Annotated in this window: 22 protein-coding genes and 1 tRNA gene; 4 read left to right on the plus strand and 19 right to left on the minus strand. The window is 65.7% G+C overall.

The features are described 5' to 3' along the window. Nucleotides 1–31: 31 nt before the first annotated feature. From H4W26_RS01640 to H4W26_RS01700, 13 genes are all read right to left on the minus strand, one after another. Nucleotides 32–1,630 (minus strand): NAD-dependent epimerase/dehydratase family protein, encoded by a 1,599-nt coding sequence (locus H4W26_RS01640; protein ID WP_192590441.1) that lies wholly within the window; start codon nucleotides 1,628–1,630, stop codon nucleotides 32–34. 28 nt (nucleotides 1,631–1,658) lie between these two features. Further along, nucleotides 1,659–2,648, minus strand: a complete 990-nt coding sequence (locus tag H4W26_RS01645) for an aldo/keto reductase (RefSeq protein WP_192590442.1) — start codon at nucleotides 2,646–2,648, stop codon at nucleotides 1,659–1,661. A 171-nt stretch (nucleotides 2,649–2,819) separates the two neighbouring features. Continuing rightward, a tRNA-Ala gene (locus H4W26_RS01650) sits at nucleotides 2,820–2,895 on the minus strand. A gap of 148 nt (nucleotides 2,896–3,043) precedes the next feature. Then, complete coding sequence (gene rsfS / locus H4W26_RS01655) at nucleotides 3,044–3,415, minus strand: ribosome silencing factor (RefSeq protein ID WP_192590443.1); 372 nt, start codon at nucleotides 3,413–3,415, stop codon at nucleotides 3,044–3,046. Nucleotides 3,416–3,427: 12 nt separating this feature from the next. Continuing rightward, nucleotides 3,428–4,837, minus strand: coding sequence for a hypothetical protein (locus H4W26_RS01660; protein WP_192590444.1), 1,410 nt, complete (start codon nucleotides 4,835–4,837; stop codon nucleotides 3,428–3,430). 127 nt (nucleotides 4,838–4,964) lie between these two features. After that, nucleotides 4,965–5,555 (minus strand): nicotinate-nucleotide adenylyltransferase, encoded by a 591-nt coding sequence (gene nadD / locus H4W26_RS01665; protein ID WP_264080829.1) that lies wholly within the window; start codon nucleotides 5,553–5,555, stop codon nucleotides 4,965–4,967. A gap of 65 nt (nucleotides 5,556–5,620) precedes the next feature. Next, nucleotides 5,621–5,806 (minus strand): hypothetical protein, encoded by a 186-nt coding sequence (locus tag H4W26_RS01670; RefSeq protein WP_192590446.1) that lies wholly within the window; start codon nucleotides 5,804–5,806, stop codon nucleotides 5,621–5,623. A 66-nt stretch (nucleotides 5,807–5,872) separates the two neighbouring features. Further along, the gene (locus tag H4W26_RS01675) at nucleotides 5,873–7,228 is read right to left on the minus strand and encodes a glutamate-5-semialdehyde dehydrogenase (RefSeq protein ID WP_192590447.1); all 1,356 of its coding nucleotides are present in this window, start codon (nucleotides 7,226–7,228) and stop codon (nucleotides 5,873–5,875) included. 2 nt (nucleotides 7,229–7,230) lie between these two features. Then, entirely contained in the window at nucleotides 7,231–8,385 is a 1,155-nt protein-coding gene (gene proB / locus H4W26_RS01680) for a glutamate 5-kinase (RefSeq protein ID WP_192590448.1), read from the minus strand. Beyond that, a complete protein-coding gene (obgE, locus tag H4W26_RS01685; protein ID WP_192590449.1) occupies nucleotides 8,382–10,079 on the minus strand; it encodes a GTPase ObgE in 1,698 nt (565 codons plus the stop codon). The genes proB and obgE overlap by 4 nt, the downstream gene beginning before the upstream one ends. Before the next feature lie 107 nt (nucleotides 10,080–10,186). Next, the gene (rpmA, locus tag H4W26_RS01690; RefSeq protein WP_192590450.1) at nucleotides 10,187–10,441 is read right to left on the minus strand and encodes a 50S ribosomal protein L27; all 255 of its coding nucleotides are present in this window, start codon (nucleotides 10,439–10,441) and stop codon (nucleotides 10,187–10,189) included. A gap of 52 nt (nucleotides 10,442–10,493) precedes the next feature. Next, the gene (gene rplU, locus H4W26_RS01695) at nucleotides 10,494–10,802 is read right to left on the minus strand and encodes a 50S ribosomal protein L21 (RefSeq protein ID WP_058889479.1); all 309 of its coding nucleotides are present in this window, start codon (nucleotides 10,800–10,802) and stop codon (nucleotides 10,494–10,496) included. A 195-nt stretch (nucleotides 10,803–10,997) separates the two neighbouring features. Further along, nucleotides 10,998–13,946, minus strand: a complete 2,949-nt coding sequence (locus tag H4W26_RS01700) for an Rne/Rng family ribonuclease (protein WP_192590451.1) — start codon at nucleotides 13,944–13,946, stop codon at nucleotides 10,998–11,000. A 385-nt stretch (nucleotides 13,947–14,331) separates the two neighbouring features. Between H4W26_RS01700 and H4W26_RS01705 the strand changes: the two genes are divergently transcribed. From H4W26_RS01705 to H4W26_RS01715, 3 genes are all read left to right on the plus strand, one after another. Further along, nucleotides 14,332–14,943 carry a vitamin K epoxide reductase family protein gene (locus tag H4W26_RS01705; protein WP_192590452.1) on the plus strand — a complete coding sequence of 204 codons (612 nt, stop codon included), beginning with the start codon at nucleotides 14,332–14,334 and terminating at the stop codon, nucleotides 14,941–14,943. Nucleotides 14,944–15,030: 87 nt separating this feature from the next. Further along, nucleotides 15,031–16,140: an S-(hydroxymethyl)mycothiol dehydrogenase gene (locus H4W26_RS01710; protein ID WP_192590453.1), complete on the plus strand. Its 1,110-nt coding sequence runs from the start codon at nucleotides 15,031–15,033 to the stop codon at nucleotides 16,138–16,140. Between the two features lie 8 nt (nucleotides 16,141–16,148). Beyond that, the gene (locus H4W26_RS01715) at nucleotides 16,149–16,805 is read left to right on the plus strand and encodes an MBL fold metallo-hydrolase (protein WP_192590454.1); all 657 of its coding nucleotides are present in this window, start codon (nucleotides 16,149–16,151) and stop codon (nucleotides 16,803–16,805) included. 10 nt (nucleotides 16,806–16,815) lie between these two features. On the opposite strand, the gene H4W26_RS01720 is transcribed toward H4W26_RS01715, so the two are convergent. From H4W26_RS01720 to nrdH, 5 genes are all read right to left on the minus strand, one after another. Further along, nucleotides 16,816–17,595 (minus strand): lipoate--protein ligase family protein, encoded by a 780-nt coding sequence (locus tag H4W26_RS01720; RefSeq protein ID WP_192590455.1) that lies wholly within the window; start codon nucleotides 17,593–17,595, stop codon nucleotides 16,816–16,818. Between the two features lie 20 nt (nucleotides 17,596–17,615). After that, entirely contained in the window at nucleotides 17,616–18,590 is a 975-nt protein-coding gene (gene nrdF / locus H4W26_RS01725; protein WP_192590456.1) for a class 1b ribonucleoside-diphosphate reductase subunit beta, read from the minus strand. A gap of 95 nt (nucleotides 18,591–18,685) precedes the next feature. Further along, nucleotides 18,686–20,830 carry a class 1b ribonucleoside-diphosphate reductase subunit alpha gene (gene nrdE, locus H4W26_RS01730; protein ID WP_192591956.1) on the minus strand — a complete coding sequence of 715 codons (2,145 nt, stop codon included), beginning with the start codon at nucleotides 20,828–20,830 and terminating at the stop codon, nucleotides 18,686–18,688. Nucleotides 20,831–20,871: 41 nt separating this feature from the next. After that, complete coding sequence (nrdI, locus tag H4W26_RS01735) at nucleotides 20,872–21,333, minus strand: class Ib ribonucleoside-diphosphate reductase assembly flavoprotein NrdI (RefSeq protein ID WP_192590457.1); 462 nt, start codon at nucleotides 21,331–21,333, stop codon at nucleotides 20,872–20,874. Next, nucleotides 21,308–21,559 carry a glutaredoxin-like protein NrdH gene (gene nrdH / locus H4W26_RS01740; RefSeq protein ID WP_192590458.1) on the minus strand — a complete coding sequence of 84 codons (252 nt, stop codon included), beginning with the start codon at nucleotides 21,557–21,559 and terminating at the stop codon, nucleotides 21,308–21,310. The genes nrdI and nrdH overlap by 26 nt, the downstream gene beginning before the upstream one ends. A 471-nt stretch (nucleotides 21,560–22,030) precedes the next feature. Between nrdH and H4W26_RS01745 the strand changes: the two genes are divergently transcribed. Continuing rightward, on the plus strand, nucleotides 22,031–23,086 hold the full coding sequence (locus H4W26_RS01745) for a GTP pyrophosphokinase (protein WP_225939557.1): 1,056 nt from the start codon (nucleotides 22,031–22,033) through the stop codon (nucleotides 23,084–23,086). Nucleotides 23,087–23,105: 19 nt separating this feature from the next. Here the strand turns inward: H4W26_RS01745 and thiD are convergent, their stop codons facing one another. Next, nucleotides 23,106–23,972 (minus strand): bifunctional hydroxymethylpyrimidine kinase/phosphomethylpyrimidine kinase, encoded by an 867-nt coding sequence (thiD, locus tag H4W26_RS01750; protein ID WP_192590459.1) that lies wholly within the window; start codon nucleotides 23,970–23,972, stop codon nucleotides 23,106–23,108. Nucleotides 23,973–23,986: the final 14 nt, after the last annotated feature.

Genomic DNA, 23,986 nt, shown 5'->3' on the forward strand with positions numbered 1-23,986 from the left:
CCGTTATTACGAGTAGTTCAGAACAACGCCGTCATCGTGTCTTCTCGAAGGTCTCCCGGTCGGTCCGGAACGCTCGGCGCCGGGCATAGCGATGCACGGTCTCCAGCTGGTCACGCTGAACCTCCGCGTCGTCGATGAGGGACTGGAAGACCGCCGGGTCGACGCCGAGGGCGTGGGCGTGTTCCTTCATCGTGGACCAGCCGTGCAGCTTGCCGGTGACGGCGGAGAGCATCATCTCTGCCTCCAGCACGAGGGTCGAGGGTGAACGGTCCAGCGGGAGCCGTCCGTTGGGCTTGAGTCTTCCGACCCGCTCCCCTGCCCACGCCAGCGCGGCGGAGCCCATGGCGCGGGGAAAGCCCTGGCGCTTCATCAGTTCGATGAGGAAGACCCGCTCACGCCGGATCGCCTCGGCGGCCTCTGAGATCTCCGGAAAGACAGGAGTGTCCACGTAGTCCGCGGACATCCGCTTGATCCGCTGGACCCCGACCGTGGCACCGGCCAGGTGATCCGCCATGTAGTGGCGAAGCAGCACGGGATCCACCTGGTCGTCCAGCTCGTGGTTCTTCGCAGGGAGCTCAGACCGGTCCTGAGCGTTCAGCTCGCGCGGGCGCAACGGCACAGAGGGTCTCCCCTCCCCCGCCGCCATGCCCTGGATCAGTTCTTCCAGGGCTTCGGCCGCGGTGTACCGGGGAGACCAGTCGAGCTGGTCCCGGGCCTTGGTCGCGTCCATCACCGGGACGTGACGGGCCAGGTCCAACCACCCCTCATCCATCGGCAGCACGCGGGCGCGGTGGGCGGCCTTGATGAGCGCCCTGACCACATGTGCGGGGAGCGGGAGCGCAAGCCCCACAGGGCCTGCCCCGGAGGTGACCCGAGCGATGGCCTGGCCGTCGAGCAGATCGTCTGCGCAGATGTTGAACGCACCGTGCGCGCCGAGCAGCGCGGCCTGAGCATAGGCGGCTGCCAGGTCCTGAGCGTGCACGGCCTGGGTCCGGACACCGGCAGGCAGCGGAACCACAGGGGGTCTCAGGACCTGCAGCAGCTGAACCGGTGCGAGCTCCCCGGCGAAGTAGCGCTGGATCTCCGATCCGGCACCGCGTTGGAAGACCAGACCCGGCCGCAGCCGGGCCAGCGAGAAATCGGGATGCTGCTGGAGAAACTCGTCCATGACCCGTTCCTGCGCGACCTTGTCCACACTGTAGTGGGAACCTGGGATCCCCTCGGTCGGCCAGTTCTCGTCACGCGGGGCGGCGTCCTCGGCCGGGGAATAGACTCCGACCGAGGAGGCCACCACGGCTTGACGGATGCCGGCGCGCGCGGCCGCCTCAAGCACGTGGCGGGTGCCGTCCACGTTGACCCGGCGCAGCAGGCTGCGCTCACTGTTGGGTTGGATGAGCCAGGCCAGATGGATCACCGCATCGCAGCCCTGCAGCGCCTGGGCAAGCTCCGGGATGACGTCGCTGCACTGGATATCCGCCTGGTGCCACTGCGCTGCGGAATATGGGGCGGCGTCCGTGTCCGGAAGTCGGCGAGCGACTCCCAGGATGGAATCCACCTCGGGGCGGCTGCTCAGGTCGTCGAGCACGGCTGTCCCGACGTTGCCGGTGGCTCCTATGACGGCGATGCGCATGTGATCTCCTGGGGATTCTCAGACAATGTCACCAGCGGCCGTGCACTGCTGGCGCGATCCGCTCCTCATAGAGGGCCTTGACGCCCTGCTGGAAGGAATCGGAGAGCTGCGGCGCGGACCCGGCCTCCGCGTTCTGGAGTGCCTGTTCGGGATTGCGCGCTCCCGGGATGACGGTGCTGACGCCGGAGCACTGGGTGATCCAGGCGAGTGCCGCCGTCGTGGGCTTCAGGCCCTCCTGCTGGGCAAGCTCGGAGAACTCGGCGGCGGCGTCGACACCGGTCGCGAAGTCGACTCCGGAGAAGGTCTCCCCGATGTCGAAGGCCTCACCGGAGCGGTTGTAGCTGCGGTGATCGCTCTCTTCAAAGGTGGTGTCCTTGGTATAACGTCCGCTGAGCAGGCCGCTGGCCAGGGGCACGCGGGCGATGATGCCCACGCCTGCCTCGCGGGCCGCCGGCAGGACAGCCTCGAGAGGCTTCTGCCGGAAGGCGTTGAGAATGATCTGCACCGAAGCGACGTTGGGCCGCGCGATCGCGCTGAGTGCCTGGTCCACGGTCTCCACGCTCACGCCGTAGTGGGCGATGGCGCCGGATTCCACCAGCGCATCCAGGCGGTCAAAGACCACATCGGAGCTGTAGACGTCATCCGTGGGGCAGTGCAGCTGCACCAGGTCCAACGTGTCCATCCCGAGGTTCTTCCGGGAGCGATCGATCCAGGCCTGGAAGTTCTCTGCAGTGGCATGGGCGAGGCTGGGCTCCTCGGCGCGGCGGATCATCTTGGTCGCGACCATCCCGGTCCAGGCGGGGTTCTTGGCCAGCCACTTGCCGATCCGCTGCTCGCTGAGTCCATCGCCGTAGACGTCGGCGGTGTCGAACAGGGTGACACCATGTTCGGCCGCCGCGTCCATGACGGCATAGGCGTCGGCTTCTTCGACATGGCCGAAGTCGCCGCCGAACTGCCAGGTTCCAAGACCGATGGTGGACACTTCGCGACCGGTGCGGCCGAGGACACGATGCTGCATAGGAGAACCTCCAGGGTTGACTGCGACGTTGCTTCCCACCCTACTCCTGGATCGAGAGTCGGCGCCCAGGTCAGGTGTCACAGGCTGCAGAATCCTGAGGTGATTCGGGCCCAGAAGTGTCCGGATACAGGTCAGGCCCGAAGTCCATGTGGACTTCGGGCCTGACCCTCGTGGTGGAGGTAAGGGGATTCGAACCCCTGACCTTCCGCATGCCATGCGGACGCGCTACCAGCTGCGCCATACCCCCATAGTGTTGTGCATCTGCCCTCCCGGATCAGCGTCCGGGCCGCGGCAACTCCCCTACTCTACTGTGAATCTGAAGTGCTGTGCAAATCGACGCTCAGTGTCTGGAAGTCACCGTAGCCCAGGCGCTGACCTGGGGCTTAACTGTGAACCTAGGCGGTCTCGGGGAGCTGCAGATCAACCTTGTCGACGTCGGCGTAGAGCCGATCCAGACCGTAGACAGCGCGCTCTTCCTCGTGCTGGACATGGATGACCATGTGACCATAGTCCAGCAGCACCCAGGTGCCGGTTCCTCGTCCCTCGCGGCGCAGCGGGGAGGAACCATGGGCCTCTTTGAGCTGACGTTCGACTTCGTCGACGATCGCGCCGATCTGCCGTTCAGAGGGTGCGGAGCAGACCAGGAAGGCGTCGGTGATGCCCAGCCGCTCCCCCACGTCCAGTCCAACGATGTTCGTGGCGAGTTTGTCCGCGGCCGCGGCGGCGGCGGTGCGGAGTTCGGTGAGCACAAGTTCGGTGATAGCCATAGACGTCCAAGCTTAGAGGATGAATGAGAGAACGACGCCGACGGCGATCACCAGCAGCACCGCGAGAATGATCACAAGCCAGCCCATCATGGACTGACGTGCACCTTGGCGGGTGCTGTGCTCGACCATCGCGTCGATCTCGAGGCCGTGGGCGCCTCGAGCCTGGATGGGTTCGATGGATCCGGTGGCGTATTCGGTGTGTTCCGCCTCCTCGTCAGACTCCATATGCGCGCGCAGCGCCTTGCGCGTGATCACTTCAGATTCTGGAAGAAGACGACGACGGCGCATGCGCTCGTCACGCTCGGCCTCGACCTGCTCCGCGCGGCGGCGCTCCTGGTTCGCCTGCATGGCGCGGGCGGCGAGTGCCTGCTGCTTCTTCAGCAGTTCGGGGTCGACACGGTTCGGGTCATCGGAGGCGATCACCGCCTGGTGGATCTCGTTGAGCTCCGCCAGCTTCTCCTCCGAGAGCACGGACATGCTTCCGGTCAGGCGAAGGCTGCGACGGGATTTCCTGGAGGCGGGCACCGGGGCCTCGTCGTCATCTTCGAGCTCGGTCCCGGGCAGATCCTGGGGGCGTGCGGATGAGGTGTCGCTCCGCGGTGGCTCGGGCAGGCTCAGCGGGTCCTCATCGGTCTCTGCAGCCGGCTCGATCTCGGTGCCGTCAGCCGCGGAGGCGGTCGCATCGACATCGACAGTCGCCTCGACATCATCGAAGCCTCCTGCCTCGGCCTCTGCCCGATCTTCGGGCAGACCGGCATCCTCGGCGCCGGAGACCTCATCCTCGTCAAGCTCGGCTTCTTCAGCGTCCTGCGGGTCTTCCACGACTGCCTCGTCGTCCGCATCGTCTTCGAGGTCCGCATCGCCTTCGAGGTCCTCGTCACCCGCGGCGGCGTCCGCCGCGGCGACCTCGACGAGGTCCGCTGCCTCATCATCGGCGGCACCGGACCCGGGGGCGTCCTGCTCGGCGTCGACCTCGCGGTCCTCGCCATCATGGTCGTCGTCGTCATCTTCCGCGTCGTCGCCAGCTTCCTCGTCGAGGAGATCCTGATCCACTGCCGGCGTCGGAGATGCGGCGGCCGCGGGTGCTGTCGGGATCGGCGAGGTGAAGCCCCAGGGCTCGGGCTCGGGCTCGGAGGCATCCTCCGCGGCGAGGGCCTCTGCCGGGTCTTCGGTGTCGTCCGACTCCAGGGCTTCTCCGGGAGTCTCTGCTGAGACCGCTGACGGAAGATGCTGCTCCGCGTCGTCTGCGTCTGCCGCATCCGAGGTGTCCGCGTCGTCCTCACCGGCGCCCGTGGAGGCGCGTTCAGCGGCAAGTTCGGCCTCGCGGCGGCGGCGCAGCTCTTTGCGGGAGACCGGGAGATACCTGGCGCGCAGGTCATCTCCGCCCGAGGCGTCAGTCGACTCGGTGTTCTCTGCGGTCATCGTCCAGCCTCCTGAAGGCCCTGGTCAGGCTGTGCTGCCCGCGCCAGAACATTGCCTGCAAATTGATCGGTCTCTTCGGTGGAGCACCAATCTCCATCGTATGCCGCGCCACGGCGGTGCGGCACGCTCAACGCGCGGAGGAGATGGAATCCGACTGATAGAGCCGATGCTTGGCGATGTACTGCACGACGCCGTCGGGGACCAGGTACCAGACGGGCTTCTCGGCCCGCACGCGCTCTCGACAGTCGGTCGAGGAGATGGCCATCGCCGGAATCTCCATCAGAGAGATCTCGTTGGTGCGTCCGAAGTCCTCCGAGATGTAGCCCGGTCGGGTCACAGAGACGAAGTGCGCGAGCTCCCAGAGCTCATCGACGTTCTTCCACGACATGATCTGGGCCATCGCGTCTGCCCCAGTGATGAAGAACAGCTCGGCATCCGGGTACATCTCACGGAAATCTCGGAGCGTGTCAATGGTGTAGGTGGCTCCGCCTCGGTCGATGTCCACGCGGGACACGGTGAACCGGGGGTTGGCGGCGGTGGCGACGACGGTCAGCAGATAACGGTGCTCGGCCTCCGCGACCTCACGGCCCGCCTTCTGCCAGGGCTGGCCGGTGGGCACGAAGATGACCTCGTCGAGTTCGAACTCCGTCGCCACCTCGCTGGCGGCCACCAGGTGTCCGTGGTGGATCGGATCGAAGGTTCCGCCCATGATCCCCAGACGAAGCGGACCGGGGGCCCGCTCAGAGGTGGCGGCTGCCCGCGGGTGTCGTTGAGCCAACGGCGTCAGTGGTCGCCGTGGGTCTGGGCCGGCAGCTCGCGGCCCTTGTTGGCGAAGCCGAGCGTCACCAGCAGCAGCAGGAGCAGCAGGGCGAACATGATGATGCCGTACCAGTGGGCCTCGATCGGAAGCGCGTGGTGTTCTTCAGTCTCTGCCCCGAGGACGGTGGCGAGCACGTGCAGGTTGAGCATGCTTCTCCCTCATATGGGATGAACGACGATGTGAACGCGGAATTATCGGTTCCCAGTGTACGGGAACTATTGACGGACCTGGCCCTCGCCGCGCACGACCCACTTGGTGGTGGTCAGCTCTGCCATGCCCATCGGGCCTCGAGCGTGCATCTTCTGGGTAGAGATGCCCACTTCGGCGCCCAGGCCGAACTGCCCGCCGTCGGTGAAGCGCGTCGAGGCATTGACGATGACCGCGGCCGCGTCGACCTCAGCGACGAAACGATCGGCGCGGGCCACGGAGTCGGTGACGATGGCCTCGGTGTGCCCGGTCGTCCACCGGCCGATGTGGGTGATCGCGTCATCGAGGGAGTCCACCACGCCGACGGCCATCTCGAGGTCGTGGAACTCGGTGGCGAAGTCTTCCTCGGTGGCCTCGCTGACGGTGCCGAAGGGGGCGCGGTCCTGTGAGAGGTCCGCGGGCTCTTCTGCGGGGAGCCATTCACGCACTCGAGGGTCCACATGCAGGTTCACTCCCGAGCGCAGCAGTCCACGCAGCACCTCCCGGCCCGCGTCCTCCGCCTCGGCATGCAGCAGCAGCGTCTCAGCAGCATTGCAGACGCTGGGCCGCGAGGTCTTGGAGTTCACCACGATGTTGCGTGCGGTCTCCGGATCCGCATTGGCGTCGATGTAGATGTGCACATTGCCCTCGCCGGTCTCGATGACCGGAACCCGGGAGTTCTGCACCACATGCTGGATGAGCTCGTGGCCGCCGCGCGGGATGAGCACATCCACCGAGCCGCGCTGGGTCATCAGAGCGGTGGCGCCGGCTCTGCCGAAGGCGTCGATCGACTGCACGGAGTCCACCGGCACGGAGGTGGTGCGCAGCGCCTCGCGGATGATGGCCAGCAGCATCTCATTGGTGTTCTTGGCTGCAGAGCCGCCGCGCAGGATGACGGCGTTTCCGGACTTCAGGCCCAGCGCCGCGATGTCCACGGTCACGTTGGGTCGAGCCTCGTAGATGACTCCCATGACGCCCAGCGGCACGCTGACCTGGGTCAGGCGAAGCCCGTTCGGCAGGGTCCGGCCCTGCAGGACGCGGCCTACGGGATCGCTGAGTCCCATGACCTCCTCCACGGAGGCGGCCAGAGCCTCGATCCTCTCCGGGCTCAGTGCGAGCCGGTCGAGCAGCGACCGACTGAGCCCGGCTTCACGGCCGCGCTCCAGGTCCTCGTCGTTGGCCTGGGTCAGCGAGGCTGCCGATTCGCGCAGCCCGGAGGCGACGGCGGCCAGCGTCCGGTCCTTGTGCTCACGGTCCATGGATCCCAGGCCGCGCGAGGCGGAGCGCGCCCGCGAGGTGACCTCGCGGATGCCCGACTCGATGTCCTGGTCAGTCTGCTGGTCAGTGTCCTGATCGGTGTGCTGGGTCTGCTGTTCCTCTGCCATGTTCACAGCCTAGTCTCGATGCGCACGATGTCGTCTGCGTGAATCACTGCTCGTTCATATTCCGGACCGAGGTTCGCGCCCAGCTCGGCGGTGGAGCGGCCCAGCATCTGCGGGAGCTCGACGGAGGAATACCCCACCAGTCCCCTGGCGCGGACCGTCCCTGCACGGTCGGTGATCTCCACCGGGTCGGAGGCCTCGAAGTCACCGCTCAGCGCGATGATCCCGGCGCACAGCAGCGAGCGGCGGCCCTCGACGACGGCGGCGATGGCGCCGTCGTCGATGGTGAGGCGACCCTTGGGATGGGCCAGGTGAGCGATCCAGGCCGAACGTGCCCCGCGCCTGCGACCGCGAGCACCGAAGAAGGTGCCCACCTCCTCGCCCTGGAAGAGGCGCCGCGCGTTGGGGGCGGAGGTCAGCAGTGCGGGGATGCCGTTGGAGGCGGCGATCTGCGCGGCCTCGACCTTGGTGACCATGCCCCCGGTGCCGACGCCGGCCTTGCCGCGCCGTCCGAGGGTGACCCCGCGCAGATCCTCGGGACCGGCGACATACGGGACCTGACGGCCACCCTCGTCGGGGGGTCCGTCGTAGAGCGCATCGACATCGGAGAGCAGGATCAGCGCATCGGCCCGCAGCAGGTTCGCGGTCAGCGCCGCAAGCCGGTCATTGTCGCCGAAACGGATCTCGTGGGTGGCCACGGCGTCGTTCTCATTGACCACCGGCACGGCACCCAGGCTCAGCAGCTTCTCCAGGGTGCGCAGCGCGTTGGTGTACTGCGTGCGTCGCATGAGGTCTTCCACGGTCAGCAGCACCTGCGAAACGGTGGTCTGGTACTGGGTGAAGGCACGCGTGTAGTGCGCCAGCAGCAGACCCTGGCCGACGGCGGCGGCGGCCTGCTGGGTGGCCAGATCCTGCGGGCGGCTCCCCAGACCCAGCGGGGCCAGTCCTGCCGCGATGGCGCCAGAGGAGACGAGCACGACCTCGGTCCCCCGCTCGCGCAGCACCTGCAGGTCAGCGACCAGCCGGTTCAGCGCGTCCACCGAGATGCCTCCGTCGATCGTGGTGAGCGAGGAGGAGCCGATCTTCACCACCAGTCGCCTGGCATGGCGCAGGTCGCTCCGGGAGGCGACCAGGGACTCGGTCAGACGCGGGGTGCTCATCGCGTGTCGGCCTCCACCTCGTCAGCGCCGAAGCCCTCGTCCTGCAGATCGTCCGGGTTGCCGTGCGGGTAGTGGATCTCCACGCCGTCGGCGTTCTTGGTGCTGGTGGGCGCACCGTCATCGCGGCGCTTGGCGTTCGCAGCCTCAGCGCTGCGCTTGGTGGGAGCGCCGTCCTGGGCGCGATAGTCGACCTCCATCTCGGCGCGAGTGGAGGCCTTGGCGGCGCGGCGGTCGGCCTGGTCCTGCTTCTTCTCGGCGCGAGTGGGCCGGGAGTGGTCGTCGAGACGCAGGTCGGTGCCGCGGGGGCCACCCAGGTGCTCGGCACCTGCGGCCATCGTGGGCTCCCAGTCGAAGACGACGCCGTCATCCTCCGAGCCGATGACCACGGCCTCACCGGGCTTGGCGCCCTGCTTGAAGAGCTCGTCTTCGATTCCAACAGCAACCAGGCGGTCAGCGAGGTACCCGACAGCCTCGTCGTTGCCGAAGTCGGTCTGCAGGATCCAACGCTCAGGCTTGTCGCCGCGGACCCGCCACAGCGGCTCACCGCCCTTGGATTCTGCGGTGACGGTGAACTGCTTGCGGTTCACGGCCCGGGGGCGCACCGTGACAGGAACCGGAGCGGGCTCGATCTCCCGCTGAGCGCGCGCCTCGCGCACCAGTTCGGCCATGGCGAAGCCCAAGTCCCGCAGTCCGTCGCGATTGAGCGCGGAGACGTCGAACACGCGGTAGCCGCGCTCGGTCAGGTCGGCGCGCACCATTTCTGCCATGGCGGCACCGTCTGGAAGGTCGGTCTTGTTCAGGGCGATCAACCGCGGGCGCTCGTTGAGCGGCACAGCGTTGGAAGAGTTGTCCTCGGTGCCGCCGGCACCTTCGACCTTGTCCGGGGCGTATGCCGCGAGTTCGGCTTCGATCGCGTCCAGGTCACCCAGTGGGTCGCGGTCGCTCTCCAGGGAGGCACAGTCGAGGACATGGACCAGAGCGGCGCAGCGCTCCACATGGCGCAGAAACTCATGTCCCAGACCCTTGCCCTCGGCGGCACCGGGGATGAGCCCCGGAACGTCCGCCACGGTGAAGCGGGTCTCTCCGGCCTCGACCACGCCCAGGTTCGGCACCAGCGTGGTGAACGGGTAGTCGGCGATCTTGGGGCGGGCTGCGCTCATCGCAGCGATCAAGCTGGATTTGCCCGCTGAAGGGAAGCCGACCAGGGCGATGTCAGCGACGGACTTCAGCTCCAGGACCACGTCCTGAGCGTCGCCGGGAGTGCCCAGCAGCGCGAAGCCAGGAGCTTTGCGCTTCTTGGAGGACAGTGCGGCATTGCCGAGACCGCCCTGACCGCCTTCAGCGATCGCGAACCGGGCACCTGGCTCCACCAGGTCCGCGAGCACGCGACCCTCACGGTCCTTGACCACGGTGCCCTCGGGCACCGGGAGCTCCAGCACCGGTCCACGCGTTCCGTGCCTGAGATCGCCCTGGCCGACGCCACCGTCCTGGCCGTGGCGGTGGGGGCGGTGGTGGTACTCGAGCAGCGTGGTGGTCTGGGGATCGACCACCAGCACCACTGAGCCGCCGTCGCCGCCGTTGCCGCCGTCGGGCCCGCCGAGGGGCTTGAACTTCTCGCGGTGCACGGAGACGCAGCCGTGGCCACCGTTACCGCCTGTGGTGTGGAGGACCACTCGGTCGACGAAATGTGCCATGGCTGGAGACTCCTTGAAGAAAATGCTGACTTAAGACAAGTCGAGGGTGGGCCCATCAAGTGGGCCCACCCTCGACTGTACGTTCGAAACGTCTGTGCAGGCCTGGATCAGGCTGCTGGGACGATGTTCACGACCTTACGCCCGCGGCGGCTGCCGAACTCGACAGCTCCGTTCGAGAGCGCGAAGAGCGTGTCGTCGCCACCGCGTCCGACGTTGACGCCGGGGTGGAACTTGGTGCCGCGCTGGCGGATGAGGATCTCACCAGCGTTGACGGTCTGACCGCCGAAGCGCTTCACGCCCAGGTACTGTGCGTTGGAATCGCGGCCGTTGCGAGTCGAGCTCGCACCTTTTTTATGTGCCATTGGGTCTGCCTACCTCTCGGGGAGAACGGGGAATATGCGAACCTTGAACGCCTCAGGCGATCGAGGTCACCTTGATACGGGTGAGTTCTGAACGGTGACCCTGGCGCTTGCGGTAGCCGGTCTTGTTCTTGAACTTCTCAATGACGATCTTCTTACCGCGGATGTTCTCCAGAACCTCGGCCTCGACCGAGACCTTGGCGAGCTCATCTGCTGCGGTAGTGACCTTGTCCCCGTCCACCAGCATCACTGCCGGCAGCTTAATGGTGCTGCCTGCCGCGCCCGGAACTCGGTCAACGGTCACGAGGTCTCCAACGGAAACCTTTTCCTGGCGGCCGCCAGCGCGGACAATCGCGTACACCACTTGGGACTCACTTCTCTCGATGATCATTTCGGACTAAACCAATCGCACATCTCTTCGGGGAATCCTCTGATGAGTTGTTCTCCGTCGAGCTGTGCGGAAGACATGTTGGTGCCTATAACACCAAGGGTCAACCTTACGCGACGTGCTCGGTGACAGCAAGTTGACCGGACCCGTCCAGCGGGCCCGGTCCGCTGCCTATTCGGGTCGTGCGATCTCCTCCGCCTTGACGCCCACTCCGAGCATCACCGGCTCGGCGGCTGCGGCCTTCTTGGGGGCCTGCGCAGCCGGCTGCTCTGTGGCAGCGGAGGAGAACGAGTTGCTCGCCGGCTTCTCGGCGGCAGCGATCTGCTGCACCTCTCCGGAGGCGCCCTGGACCGAACCGGCAGCACGACGACGACGGCGCGCCGGCTGTGCGGGGGTGCGCGGTTCACGCGAATCCAGCGCCTGTCCGAGGGTGTCGAGGGAGACCTGCTTCTGCTCGGCCGCCGCAGGCTTCGCTCGGGAGCCTGCGGTCTCGCTCTTCTCGGCGCGCGGCAGCGGCACCTCTTCCCCGCCGATCCGCAGCACTTCGGCGCTGGACTGCTGGGGGGCCGAGTCCGCTGAGCTGGACTTCTCCTGTGTGGACTGGGCTTCGGTGCTGGCTGCTGACTGTGTGGAGTTCGTGCTTCCTGCCGGCTGGCTGGCGCTGCGCCGACCGCTTCGGCGCGAGCCACGCGGCTGCTGCGCTGGGCTCTCAGCGGAGGCGTTCTGCTCCTCCTCCTCGGCATGCTTGCTCGCCGTGGCGGCGGCGACCTGGGCGAGAGCCTGACGTGCCTTCTCCTGGCGCTCCCTCTCCTGCGGGTCCACCTCCGGGGTCGACTGCTGGGTCTCGGACTCGTCGTCACGACGGTTCCGGCCCTTGCGGCGCTTCTTGGCGGGCTTGGAGTTCTGCTGCTCGCCGTGGGAGGTGTAGGCGGCGCGGTGCTCGACGGGCTCTGCCTGGGTGACGACTCCGCGTCCCGCGCAGTGCTGGCAGTCCTCGGAGAAGACTTCCAGCAGCCCGGTGCCCATCCGCTTACGGGTCATCTGCACCAGACCCAGCGAGGTGACCTCGGCGACCTGGTGCTTGGTTCGGTCACGGCCCAGGCATTCCACCATGCGGCGCAGCACCAGATCGCGATTGGCCTCGAGGACCATATCGATGAAGTCGATGACGATGATGCCACCGATGTCGCGCAGGCGAAGCTGACGGACCAGCTCTTCCGCGGCCTCCAGGTTGTTCTTCGTGACGGTCTCTTCGAGGTTGCCGCCGGAGCCGGTGAACTTGCCGGTGTTGACGTCGACCACAGTCATCGCCTCGGTGCGGTCGAAGACCAGCGAACCGCCGGAGGGCAGATTGACTTTGCGCTCCAGGGCCTTGTTGAGCTGCTCATCGATCCGATGGTGGGCGAAGATGTCGTCGGCCTTCTGCTCTTCGGGGATCCACTGCTTCAGCCGGTCGAGCAGATGTGGTGCCACATAGGTGACGTAGGCCTCGATGTTGTCCCAGGTCTGCTCGCCCTGGACCTCCATGGAGGAGAAGTCCTCATTGAAGACATCGCGCACGACCTTGATGGTGAGGTCAGGCTCGGCGTAGAACAGTTCCGGGGCCAGCACCTTCTTCTCCCCGGTCTGGCTCTGGATCTGCTCCCAGAGGGCGCGCAGCCGGTTGATGTCGTTGGTCAGCTCCTCCTCGGAGGCGCCTTCAGCCGCGGTGCGCACGATGACCCCGGCGTTGTCCGGCATGTGGTCCTTCAGGACCTTCTTGAGCCTCGCCCGCTCGGTGTCGGGGAGCTTGCGGGAGATGCCGGTCATGGAACCGCCGGGGACGAAGACCAGGTAGCGGCCTGGCAGGGAGATCTGGCTGGTCAGCCGGGCTCCCTTATGTCCCACGGGATCCTTGGTGACCTGCACCAGCACCGAGTCGCCGGACTTCAGTGCATTCTCGATCTTGCGCGGGCCGCCGTTGAGCCGTGATGCGGCCCAATCGACCTCACCGGCGTAGAGCACAGCATTGCGTCCGCGACCGATGTCGACGAACGCCGCTTCCATGGAGGGCAGCACGTTCTGCACCTTGCCGAGGTAGACGTTGCCGATCAGGGAGTCCTGGGTGGTGTGCGAGACGTAGTGCTCCGCCAGGACGCCATCTTCCAGGACGCCGATCTGGATGCGCTCCCCACGCTGACGCACGATCATCTTGCGGTCCACTGATTCACGACGCGCGAGGAACTCCGCCTCGGTGATGACCTGGCGGCGGCGACCACCTTCGCGCGATGAACGCCGGCGCTGCCGCTTCGCCTCGAGCCTGGTGGAGCCCTTCAGGCTGGTCACCTTGTCCGAGGCAGGTGCCTCAGCCGCCTCGCGGGGAGCCCGCACGCGGGTGACGGTATGCGCATCATCCTCGTTGGACTCCACCTCGAGGTCCGAAGTGCCACGACGACGACGGCGGCGCTTGCGGATCACCGGGCCTTCGTCATCCTTGCTGTGGGAGTCGCCTCGCTGCGAGCTCCCCCCGTCACGGGAGTCGTTGCCGGAATCGCTGTCCGCGTCAGACGCGGCCGATCCCTTCGAGTTCCGCGGCTCCGAATTCTCGCGCGGATCGCTGGCTTCTGCATCCTGTTCGGCGTTCTGACTGGAGTTTCGACCCGAGTTTCGAGCTCCGGAATCATGCGTGGAATCGCCCGACTCGGCCTCAGAGCTACGGTTCTTGTTCCGACCTCCGCGGCGGCGCTTGCGCCGTGAGCGGCGACCCGATCCGTCTTCGTCCTCGGAGTCCCGATCCTGCGAGTCGTCGGAATCGCTGCGCTGGGAGCTCCCCTGCCGGGCGGAATCTGACTGAGTCTGTCGGCCGTTGTCACGGTCGTCCTCGGAGTCGCGATCCTGCGAGTCGGGCTGCGGATCCGCGTCCTTGCTGGAGCGACGGTTCGTCTTTGGCTTGGCAGTGGCCAGGTCGGGTGCCTGGAAGAGCACGTTGACCGGGTCCGCGGCGTGAGCCGACTCGACCGGCTCCGACGCCTGGCTGGAGGCGGTCTCTGATCCGCTCTTCGGGGCCGGGGGCACGCTGAAGGGATTGAAGATATCGTTATTGCCCGCCGTGTCGTCTGCGGGGGTCTCGTTGTGGGACATTGTGGAACTGCTCCTGACCGCTCCCACGGTGCCACACTCACCGCGTCCGCGGCTCTGCTTGGGTGGATTCAGCCGGTCGCGTTGCCCCTGGCTCTCACGACGGGTGCGACCTGCTCATTCCACGTATTGATGTTGTCTCAAACCTATATTCAAGCTCCACTGGCGTTCCGGGCGCTGCTCCCATTTCTCACGGAGCGCGCTCTGCGCGGCCTTCCAGTGGCTGTTCACCACTCCTGTGCATCTGCTGCGGGGTGTTCATCCGCGGCGTCATTCGTCCGATGCGGGAGCGATGGCGTGCAAGCCTTCTCGGTCTGCGGGTGTGGTCCGCTCGCCGATGCCACTCAGTATCGCATACCCCTCCAGCTATCCTGCGTAGAATCCCCGCATGGCCCTTCACCCCGCAGACCAGCGCACCCAGCCCCGCATCACCTCCTCACCGGCCCTCGGGCTGTGGCTGCTGGTGACAGCGGCCATCGGCGCGGTGGCGAGTCTCCTGCTGATGCGTGAACGCATCGCGCTGTGGCAGGACGCGGACTACACCACCGCCTGTGACATCAATCCCTGGGTCTCCTGCGGCCTGGTGATGGACTCCTGGCAGGCATCGACCTTCGGATTTCCCAATATCTTCCTCGGCGTCGTGGGCTTCCCCCTGGCGATCCTGGTGGCCGTCACGATCCTGGCCCGAGTGCCGCTTCCCCGCTGGTACTGGCTGGGACTCCAAGCCGGCGTCACATTCGCCTTCGGGTTCTGCATCTGGCTGTGGTCACAGGCGGTCTATTCCATCGGGGCACTGTGCCCCTACTGCATGGTCGTCTGGGCAGCCGTGGTGCCCATGTTCATCGTCGTGACGAAGAGCAACATCGCCAATGGGGCCATCCCCGCCGGGCCTGGGCTGCGCAAGATCTCAGCCGACTGGTGGTGGGTCGCCATCGTGCTGATCTATCTGGTGGTCCTGGCCAGCATCATCGTGCAGTTCCCCAACGCCTTCACCGGGTGAGAACCTCCCCTCCTGGCCCTGGGATATCGTGGAATCAGGCAAGCAATCCCCGCTTCACCTGAGACCTGCTGATATGGAGGGCTGGCTATGTCCCAGACCGTAAATGCCGTCGTCGTCAAAGAGAAGAACGGACCGGCTGTTCTCGAGCAGATCGTGGTTCCCGATCCGATCGCCGGGGAGGTCGTCGTCGACGTCCTGACCTGTGGCGTGTGCCAGACCGACCAGCACTACCAGCAGGGCGAGGTGGGCGATAACTTCCCCTACCTGCTCGGTCATGAGGCCACCGGCCGGGTGTCCCAGATCGGGGAGGGCGTCACGAACGTCAAGGTCGGCGACACCGTCATCCTGAACTGGCGCGCTGTCTGTGGAGAATGCCGGGCGTGTCGCAAAGGCCAGCCGCAGTACTGCTTCGACACGCACAACGCCGAGCAGAAGATGACGCTGACCGATGGCACCGAGCTCGAAGCGGCCCTGGGGATCGGCGCCTTCGCCGAGAAGACCCTCGTGGCAGCCGGTCAGTGCACCGTGGTCGCGGACCTTCCGGCAGAGTCCAACGCCGCCGTCGGTCTGCTGGGCTGCGGCATCATGGCGGGCATCGGCGCCGCCATCAACACCGGTGAGGTCAAGCGCGGTGAGTCGGTCGCGGTGATCGGCGTCGGCGGTGTCGGCACTGCCGCCGTGCTCGGCGCGAAGCTTGCCGGCGCGACCACCATCATCGCGGTGGACCTCGATGAGCGGAAGCTGGCCACGGCCGCCGAGCTCGGCGCCACCCACACGGTCAATCCCAGCGAAGCCGACGCCGTCGAGCGCATCCGTGAGCTGACCGGCGGATTCGGCGCAGACCTGGTCATCGATGCGGTCGGCCGCCCCGAGACCTACAAGCAGGCCTTCTACGCGCGCGACCTCGCCGGTCGCGTGGTGCTGGTCGGCGTCCCGGACCCCTCGCACACCCTGGACCTGCCGCTGGCCGACGTCTTCGGTCGAGGCGGCTCACTGAAGTCCTCCTGGTACGGCGACTGCCTGCCCTCCCGGGACTTCCCGATGCTGGTCAGCCACTATCGCAACGGAAACCTCGACCTGGACGCCTTCGTCACCGAACGCGTGGCGCTGGACCAGGTCCAGGAGGCCTTCGACACGATGAACCGCGGTGAAGTGCTGCGCTCCGTCGTCGAGCTCCAGTCCGCCCCGAAGAATTGAGGACCCCCATGAGCACCAGCTTTGAGAACCTTGTCACCTCCGGCACCTTTTCACTCGACGGCGGCACCTGGGAGGTGGACAACAACGTCTGGATCATCGGTGACGAGGACGAGGTCATCCTGATCGACCCGGCCCACGACGCCGATGCCGTGGTGGCAGCCGTGGGCGAACGCGCGGTCACCGACATCCTGCTCACCCACGGGCACGATGACCACATCAGCCAGGCCCTTCAGGTGCAGAAGCGCCTGGGCGGCCGGATCCACCTCAACCCCGAGGACCAGATGCTCTGGGACGCGGTCCACGAGGGCACCATGCCAGATGTGGACATCAGCGACGGAGACGTCTTCACGGTGGGAGACGCGCAGCTGGTGGCGATCCACACCCCTGGCCACTCCCCCGGTTCCACCTGCTTCTACGCGTCCTCCCTCGCAGGGCCCGACGGCGCGGTCCAGCCGGTGCTGTTCTCCGGAGACACGCTCTTCGCCGGTGGCCCCGGAGCCACGGGCCGATCCTTCTCCAGCTTCGAGACGATCATCGAGTCGATCAGGACGCGGCTGTTCCAGGAGCTGCCCACGGAGACGCTGGTCAACACCGGTCACGGTCCCTCGACGTCGATCGGCGCGGAGGCTCCGCACCTGCAGGAATGGATCGACCGCGGCGAGTGACGCCGAAGCTTCAGAGCTGCAGGGCTGGGGTGCTGGAGGAGATCGCCGGAGACTCCGCGATCTCTTCCAGGTCCCAGTGCCGCCGGTAGACATCGAGCACCGACTGCTCCACCTCATCCACGGTGAGATCCAGGCCGAGCTCGGTGGCTGAACCGGCGGTGAGCGGGTCCCAGGGAATCTCCAGCGCCGCATAGGCCTCGGAGAGCACCCGACGAATCACCGCGCCGTCCTCCACGATGATCGATGAGGAGAACAGCCAGCCGGAGCCGAGAACCCGCTGGGCGGTGCCGACGAGCTTGATGCGCCGGTCCGGGTCCACCAGGGAGATTCCGTGGACAGAATGATCCCCGAGGCAGTACTCCCCCGGGATCGGCCCGAGCCGGGCGTCGACGCCCACCTGGCGCAGCGCCTCCTGGAGCAGCTCTCCGAAGGCGGTGAATCGCGCCTGGGTCTCGCGGATCGGATCGCTGTCCGGCTCGATGTGGTCGATCACCAGCGACCCCTGATGGTACGCCGCAGCACGTCCGCCTGCCCGGCGCACCAAGGGAGTGAAGCCCGAGCGGCGGCAGGCCTCCGCGGCGTCGTCGAACCCTGGAAGCCGCTGATCCCGCTGACCGAAGGCGACTGTGGGCTCGGGGCGATAGAGCCTGAGCAGCGGGGCAGGCTCGTCACCGGAGCGTTGGCCCGGATTCCTCGTGCGCTGCAAGAGCGCGAGGGCCAGCTCCAGGTCCCCTTGAGCACCATTGCTGGCCTGCTGTCGGTAGACCTGAAGCCGGCCCGCGCGCGTCATCTCTTCGTCTCTGCTCGGTTCTAGAAGTCCCAGTCGTCGTCTTCGGTCTCCTCGGCCTTGCCGATCACGTAGGAGGAGCCGGAGCCGGAGAAGAAGTCGTGGTTCTCATCCGCGTTGGGGCTCAGCGCCGAGAGGATGGCCGGGTTCACGTCGCTGATCTCCTTGGGGAACATTGCCTCGTAGCCCAGGTTCATCAGCGCCTTGTTGGCGTTGTAGTGCAGGAACTTCTTGACGTCCTCGCTGAGGCCCACCCCGTCATAGAGGTCGTGGGTGTACTGCAGCTCGTTCTCGTAGAGCTCGTACATCAGCTCGTAGGTGTAGTCCTTGAGCTCCTGCTGACGCTCCGGGCTCTCACGCTCGAGGGCACGCTGGTACTTATAGCCGATGTAGTAGCCGTGCACGGCTTCGTCGCGGATGATCAGCCGGATGATGTCGGCGGTGTTCGTCAGCTTGGCCCGGGAGGACCAGTGCATCGGCAGGTAGAAGCCGGAGTAGAAGAGGAAGGACTCCAGGATGGTGGAGGCCACCCGCTTCTTAAGTCCGTCATCGCCGTGGTAGTAGTCCATGACGATCTGCGCCTTGCGCTGCAGGTTCACGTTCTCCTTGGACCAGCGGAAGGCCTCGTCGATCTCCTTGGTGGAGCACAGGGTGGAGAAGATCTGCGAGTAGGACTTGGCGTGGACCGACTCCATGAAGGAGATGTTGGTCATCACCGCCTCCTCATGCTGGGTCAGCGCATGCGGGATCAGCGCGACGGCGCCCACGGTGCCCTGGATGGTGTCCAGCAGCGTCAGCCCGGTGAAGACCCGCATGGTGAGGGTCTTCTCCTCCTGGGTCAGCGTGGCCCAGGACTGGACGTCGTTGGAGAGCGGGATCTTCTCCGGCAGCCAGAAGTTGTTGACCAGCCGGTTCCAGACCTCGCTGTCCTTCTCGTCTTCGAGGCGGTTCCAGTTGATCGCCTCGACGTGCTCGAGGAGCGCTTTAGATGGTGTCAACGTCAGGGATCTCTTTCTAAGAAAAGCGTGCGGTTCCGGATGTTCCCTCGGTGATCACACGTGGTGGCCACCGCGATGGATTGCAGCTGCTGAGGTCACAGCATGCAGGAGACGCAGCCGTCGACCTCGGTGCCTTCGAGCGCGAGCTGGCGCAGACGGATGTAGTAGAGCGTCTTGATGCCCTTGCGCCATGCGTAGATCTGCGCCTTGTTGATGTCGCGGGTGCTGGCGGTGTCCTTGAAGAACAACGTCAGTGACAGGCCCTGGTCGACGTGCTGGGTGGCAGCGGCGTAGGTGTCTATGATCTTCTCGTACCCGATCTCATAGGCATCCTGGTAGTACTCCAGGTTGTCATTGGTCAGGTAGGGCGCCGGGTAGTAGACGCGCCCGAGCTTGCCTTCTTTACGGATCTCGATCTTCGAGGCCACCGGGTGGATCGACGAGGTCGAGTTGTTGATGTAGGAGATCGAACCGGTGGGCGGCACGGCCTGCAGGTTCTGGTTGTAGATGCCGTGGGCCATGACCGAGGCCTTCAGCTGCTTCCAGTCCTCCTGGGTCGGCACACTCACGTGACTGAACAGTGTGCGCACCTTCTCGGTCGCCGGCGCCCAGAGCTGCTCCGTGTACTTGTCGAAGAACTCGCCGCTGGCGTACTGCGAGTTCTCGAAGCCGTCGAAGCTCTGACCACTCTCGATCGCAAGCTGGTTCGAGGACCGCAGCGCATGGAAGAGCACGGTGTAGAAGTAGATGTTGGTGAAGTCGATGCCCTCTTCGGAGCCGTAGTGCACGCGCTCCCGCGCCAGGTAGCCGTGCAGGTTCATCTGTCCCAGGCCGATCGCGTGGGAGCGACGGTTGCCCTCAGCGATGGAGGGGACCGAGTTGATGTAGGACATGTCCGAGACCGCAGTCAGCGTACGGATCGCGGTCTCGATGGTCTGCCCGAAGTCTGGGGAGTCCATCGCCTTCGCGATGTTCATCGAACCGAGGTTGCAGGAGATGTCCTTGCCGATCTCGGAGTAGCTCAGATCATCGGCGAACTCGCTGGGCTCTGAGACCTGGAGGATCTCCGAGCACAGGTTGGACATGGAGATCCGGCCGGCGATCGGATTCGCCCGGTTGACGGTGTCTTCGAACATCACATAGGGGTAGCCGGATTCGAACTGGATCTCGGCCAGGGTCTGGAAGAACTCGCGGGCGTTGATCTTGGTCTTGCGGATCCGCGCGTCGTCGACCATCTCGTGGTACTTCTCGGTCACGGAGATCTCGCTGAATGCCTTCCCGTAGACGCGCTGGACGTCGTAGGGGCTGAACAGGTACATCGGCTCGTTCTTCTTGGCGAGCTCGAAGGTGATGTCGGGGACCACGACGCCGAGCGAGAGGGTCTTGATTCGGATCTTCTCGTCCGCGTTCTCCCGCTTGGTGTCAAGGAAGCGGAAGATGTCCGGGTGGTGGGCGTTGAGGTACACCGCGCCGGCGCCCTGACGCGCGCCGAGCTGATTGGCGTAGGAGAAGGAGTCTTCCAGCAGCTTCATCACCGGGATCACGCCGGAGGACTGGTTCTGGATGTGCTTGATCGGGGCGCCGTTCTCCCGGATGTTGGTCAACGAGAGGGCCACGCCTCCCCCGCGCTTGGAGAGCTGCAGGGAGGAGTTGATGGCGCGCGCGATGGACTCCATGTTGTCCTCGATGCGCAGCAGGAAGCAGGAGACCAGCTCGCCGCGCTGCTTCTTGCCTGAGTTCAGGAAGGTCGGGGTCGCGGGCTGGAACCGGCCGGAGATCATCTCGTCGACCATCCGGCAAGCCAGCTGTTCATCGCCGCGGGCCAGGTGCAGCGCGACCATGGTGACGCGGTCTTCGTAGCGCTCCAGGTAGCGGTCCCCGTCGAAGGTCTTCAGCGCATAGGAGGTGTAGAACTTGAAGGCGCCCAGGAAGGTGGGGAAGCGGAACTTCGCGGCATAGGCGCGATCAAAGATGGCCTGGATGAACTCCTCGGAGTACTGCTCCAGGGTCTCTGGTTCGTAGTACTCGTTCTCGACCAGATAGCCGAGCTTCTCCGAGAGGTTGTGGAAGAAGACCGTGTTGGTGTTCACGTGGTCCAGGAAGTACTGCCGGGCGGCCAGCTGATCGGCCTCGAACTGGATCTCGCCGTCGGGGCCGTACAGGTTGAGCATGGCGTTGAGCTCGTGATAGCTCAGGCCCTGCCACTGAGCGGGCATCACTTTGGCCAGCGGTGCGTCCATGGTGTCCCGGCCGTTCTGGGTCTGTGCGGTGCTCGCCGCGTTCAGCGGCTTGGTTGCTGTTTCCAAAACTCTTCCAATCCCGTTTCGACCGTGGCCACGTCTTCGGGTGTGCCCATCAGTTCAAATCTGTATAGGTGAGGTACTCCGCATTTGGCGGCGACGATGTCCCCTGCGATGCAATAGCTCTCATAGAAATTCGTGTTGCCCGCACCGATCACTCCGCGCAGGAGGTTCCTGTTGGATTCGACGTTGAGGAACTTGATGACCTGCTTCGGCACCGAGCCTTCACCGGCGTCGGCGCCGTAGGAGGGAAGGACCAGGACGAAGGGCTGCTCCGCCGCGAGGGTCTCATCCTTGGTGCGCAGCGGGAGTCTCGCAACCTCCCCCGCACCGTGCTGAAGCTTCTCCACGAAGCGGTGCGTGTTGTTCGACACCGAAGAGAAGTAGATCAGCCTTGCCGTGGTGTTCACGGCTGCATCAGGCGACCGAGCTGACCGCAGCATGCTGGACGGCGAGCTCGGAGATCTTGTCGGGACGGAATCCGGACCAGTGGTCGGCGTCGGTGATCACGACGGGAGCCTGCATATATCCGAGCGCGCGCAGCCGCTCGAGGGCCTCGGCATCCTGAGTGATGTCGACGGTCTCGTAGGTCACGCCGTTCTTGTCCAGGGCGCGATATGTAGCATTGCACTGGACGCAGGCAGGCTTGGTGTAGACAGTGACAGACATGTGGCTCCCCGATATTTTCCGTGGTGTTCTTGCGTTGCTCCAATACTACATCTTGGGTTCTGGGATATCACTAGCCACTAGATGCTGTACTCACACCCGTGTAGTTCTCCACCGCGAGTCCACAGGACCTGTGGATCACCACTTCGTTGCAATGGCGCGGAACCAGCGGGCTCGGCACCCGGTCCTCCACAGCTGGGGAGGGGGAAACTCCCACGAAGAAGTTTCTGAGCAGACGGCGTGTCTCGGCGTGTCATCGCGCATCAGCCGAAGATGTTGAGGCTTGGAAGCTGTCATAGCACTAGATGTTGTGTTCCGAGTCTCAGATGGGGGTGGGACTGAGAGCTCAGACAGAAACTGTCGAGGGACTTCACAGACTGGGCATTTAGGGTCGAGAATCGAACCACCGGTCCTGTGACCGACGCCTCGCAGCTCCACGTTGCTGGGTCCCTGAACTCCAAGGAGATCTTCCCCATGTCCGCTGGACGCCCTCCTGCCACTGACAGTCAGTTTCTTCCCTCGGAGGCGCCCAATGTGGCCTCCCTCGGCACCGACGGGCGCCGGCTGGGCAGCAGGGATCTGGATCGTCACCGTCAGGCGGCGCGACCCCGGCAGAACACCCCGCGGCGCAGCGGGCCGACGGGGACCCCGACGGATGGCTCCGGCGGAACAGCGCCGAGCAGCGAGAGCAACGTCTATCAGCAGCTGCTGTCTCAGCTGCACACGACATCGGGGACGCAGGGCGAGGACGTCGCGGTCCGGATGGCCGATATCCGTCGCCAGCTCACCGAATTCCAGCTGCACTATAAGTTCGGCATGGATGAGGTGCTCACCAAGATCAATGTGCTGCGCGAGGAGTTCGAGCACACCCGCGACTACTCCCCCATCGAGCATGTGAACTACCGGCTCAAGTCCCTGGATCGGATCATGGACAAGGTGCAGCGCTACGGCTGCGAGCCCACGCTGGAGAGCATCAAACACTCCATCCGCGACATCGCCGGGATCCGGATCACCTGTTCCTTCGTCTCCGATGCCTACTGGGTCGCGGAGATGCTGTGCAGCCAGCCGGACCTGCGCGTGGTGGAGGTCAAGGACTACATCCGCCGCCCCAAGCTCAACGGATACCAGAGCCTGCACGTGATCGTGCAGGTCCCGGTCTTCCTGTCCAACCGCACCGAGTTCGTCTACGTCGAGGTCCAGATCCGCACCGTGGCCATGGACTTCTGGGCCTCGCTCGAGCACAAGATCTACTACACGTACGACGGCGAGGTCCCCGGGGACATCCTCGACGAGCTCCGCGATGCCGCGGTGCAGGCGGCGGCCCTGGACAAGCAGATGGCCTCCATCCGAGATCGTGTGACCGCCCTGAAGGATCAGGCCCCGGTCTCCGGCCAGGGCGCCACCGGACCGACTCCCAGCGATCGGACGACGGGCGCCTGGTTCCCCTCCGACGATGCGATGGGCACCACCTGGCAGTGGGAGGACATCGCCAAGCATGCCAGCGGGCCCCACGAAGGTCCTCAGGCCTAACCGGACCTGAGCTGCCGGCTCAGCCCCAGAGGTCCGCGAAGTGCTGGATGGGCCCGTGGCCGGTTCCCACATCGAGGGTCTCCGAGGCCTCGAGCGCGTGGGTCATCCATTCCTTGACCACCGGCAGCGCCTCGGTCCAGGTGCAGCCGCGGGCGGCGAGTGTGGCCAGGGCCGCCGAGACGGAGCATCCGGTGCCGTGGGTGTTCTGGGTGTGGATGCGCGGAGAAGTGAACTGTTCCTCGCGCGGGCGCACACCGTTGTGCAGCGGGAAGACCAGGGTGTCCACCACCTGCTGCTGCGCCGTGTCGTCCTCCAGGTGCCCGCCCTTGGCCAGGACCACCACCTGATGGGCGTCCGCCACGGCACGCGCCTGGAGAACCATCGCCTGCGAATCCTGCGCCTGTTCGGCTCCGGCGAGCAGCGCGAGCTCGGGGACGTTCGGGGTGATCAGCTCGGCGCGATGAAGAAACCAGATCAGCGCCGACTCCGCGACGGCATCGAGGAGCCGGTCGCCCGAGGTGGCGACCATGACGGGATCGAGGACGAGCCGTGGGCGCGCGGCGTCGTCGTCGGTCCACGTGGTGTCCAGCCAGTCGGCCACGGTGGTGATGATCTCCTCGGTACCGAGCATGCCGATCTTGATCGCGTCGATGGCGACGTCGTCGGAGACCGCGTCGAGCTGAGCACGCAGGAAGCTGGCCGGCGGCAGATGGATCTCCCGGACCCCCTGGGTGTTCTGCGCGACCAGGGCTGTGACCACACACATCCCGTACCCGCGATGTGCGGCGAAGCTCTTGAGATCCGCCTGGACGCCGGCTCCCCCGGTGGGGTCGGTTCCTGCGATCGAGAGGATGTTCGGGATCGTGCGCGCGGAAGTGGAGCTCATAGCCCCATGCTAAT

This window comes from Nesterenkonia halotolerans, assembly GCF_014874065.1.
GTDB lineage: Bacteria > Actinomycetota > Actinomycetes > Actinomycetales > Micrococcaceae > Nesterenkonia > Nesterenkonia halotolerans.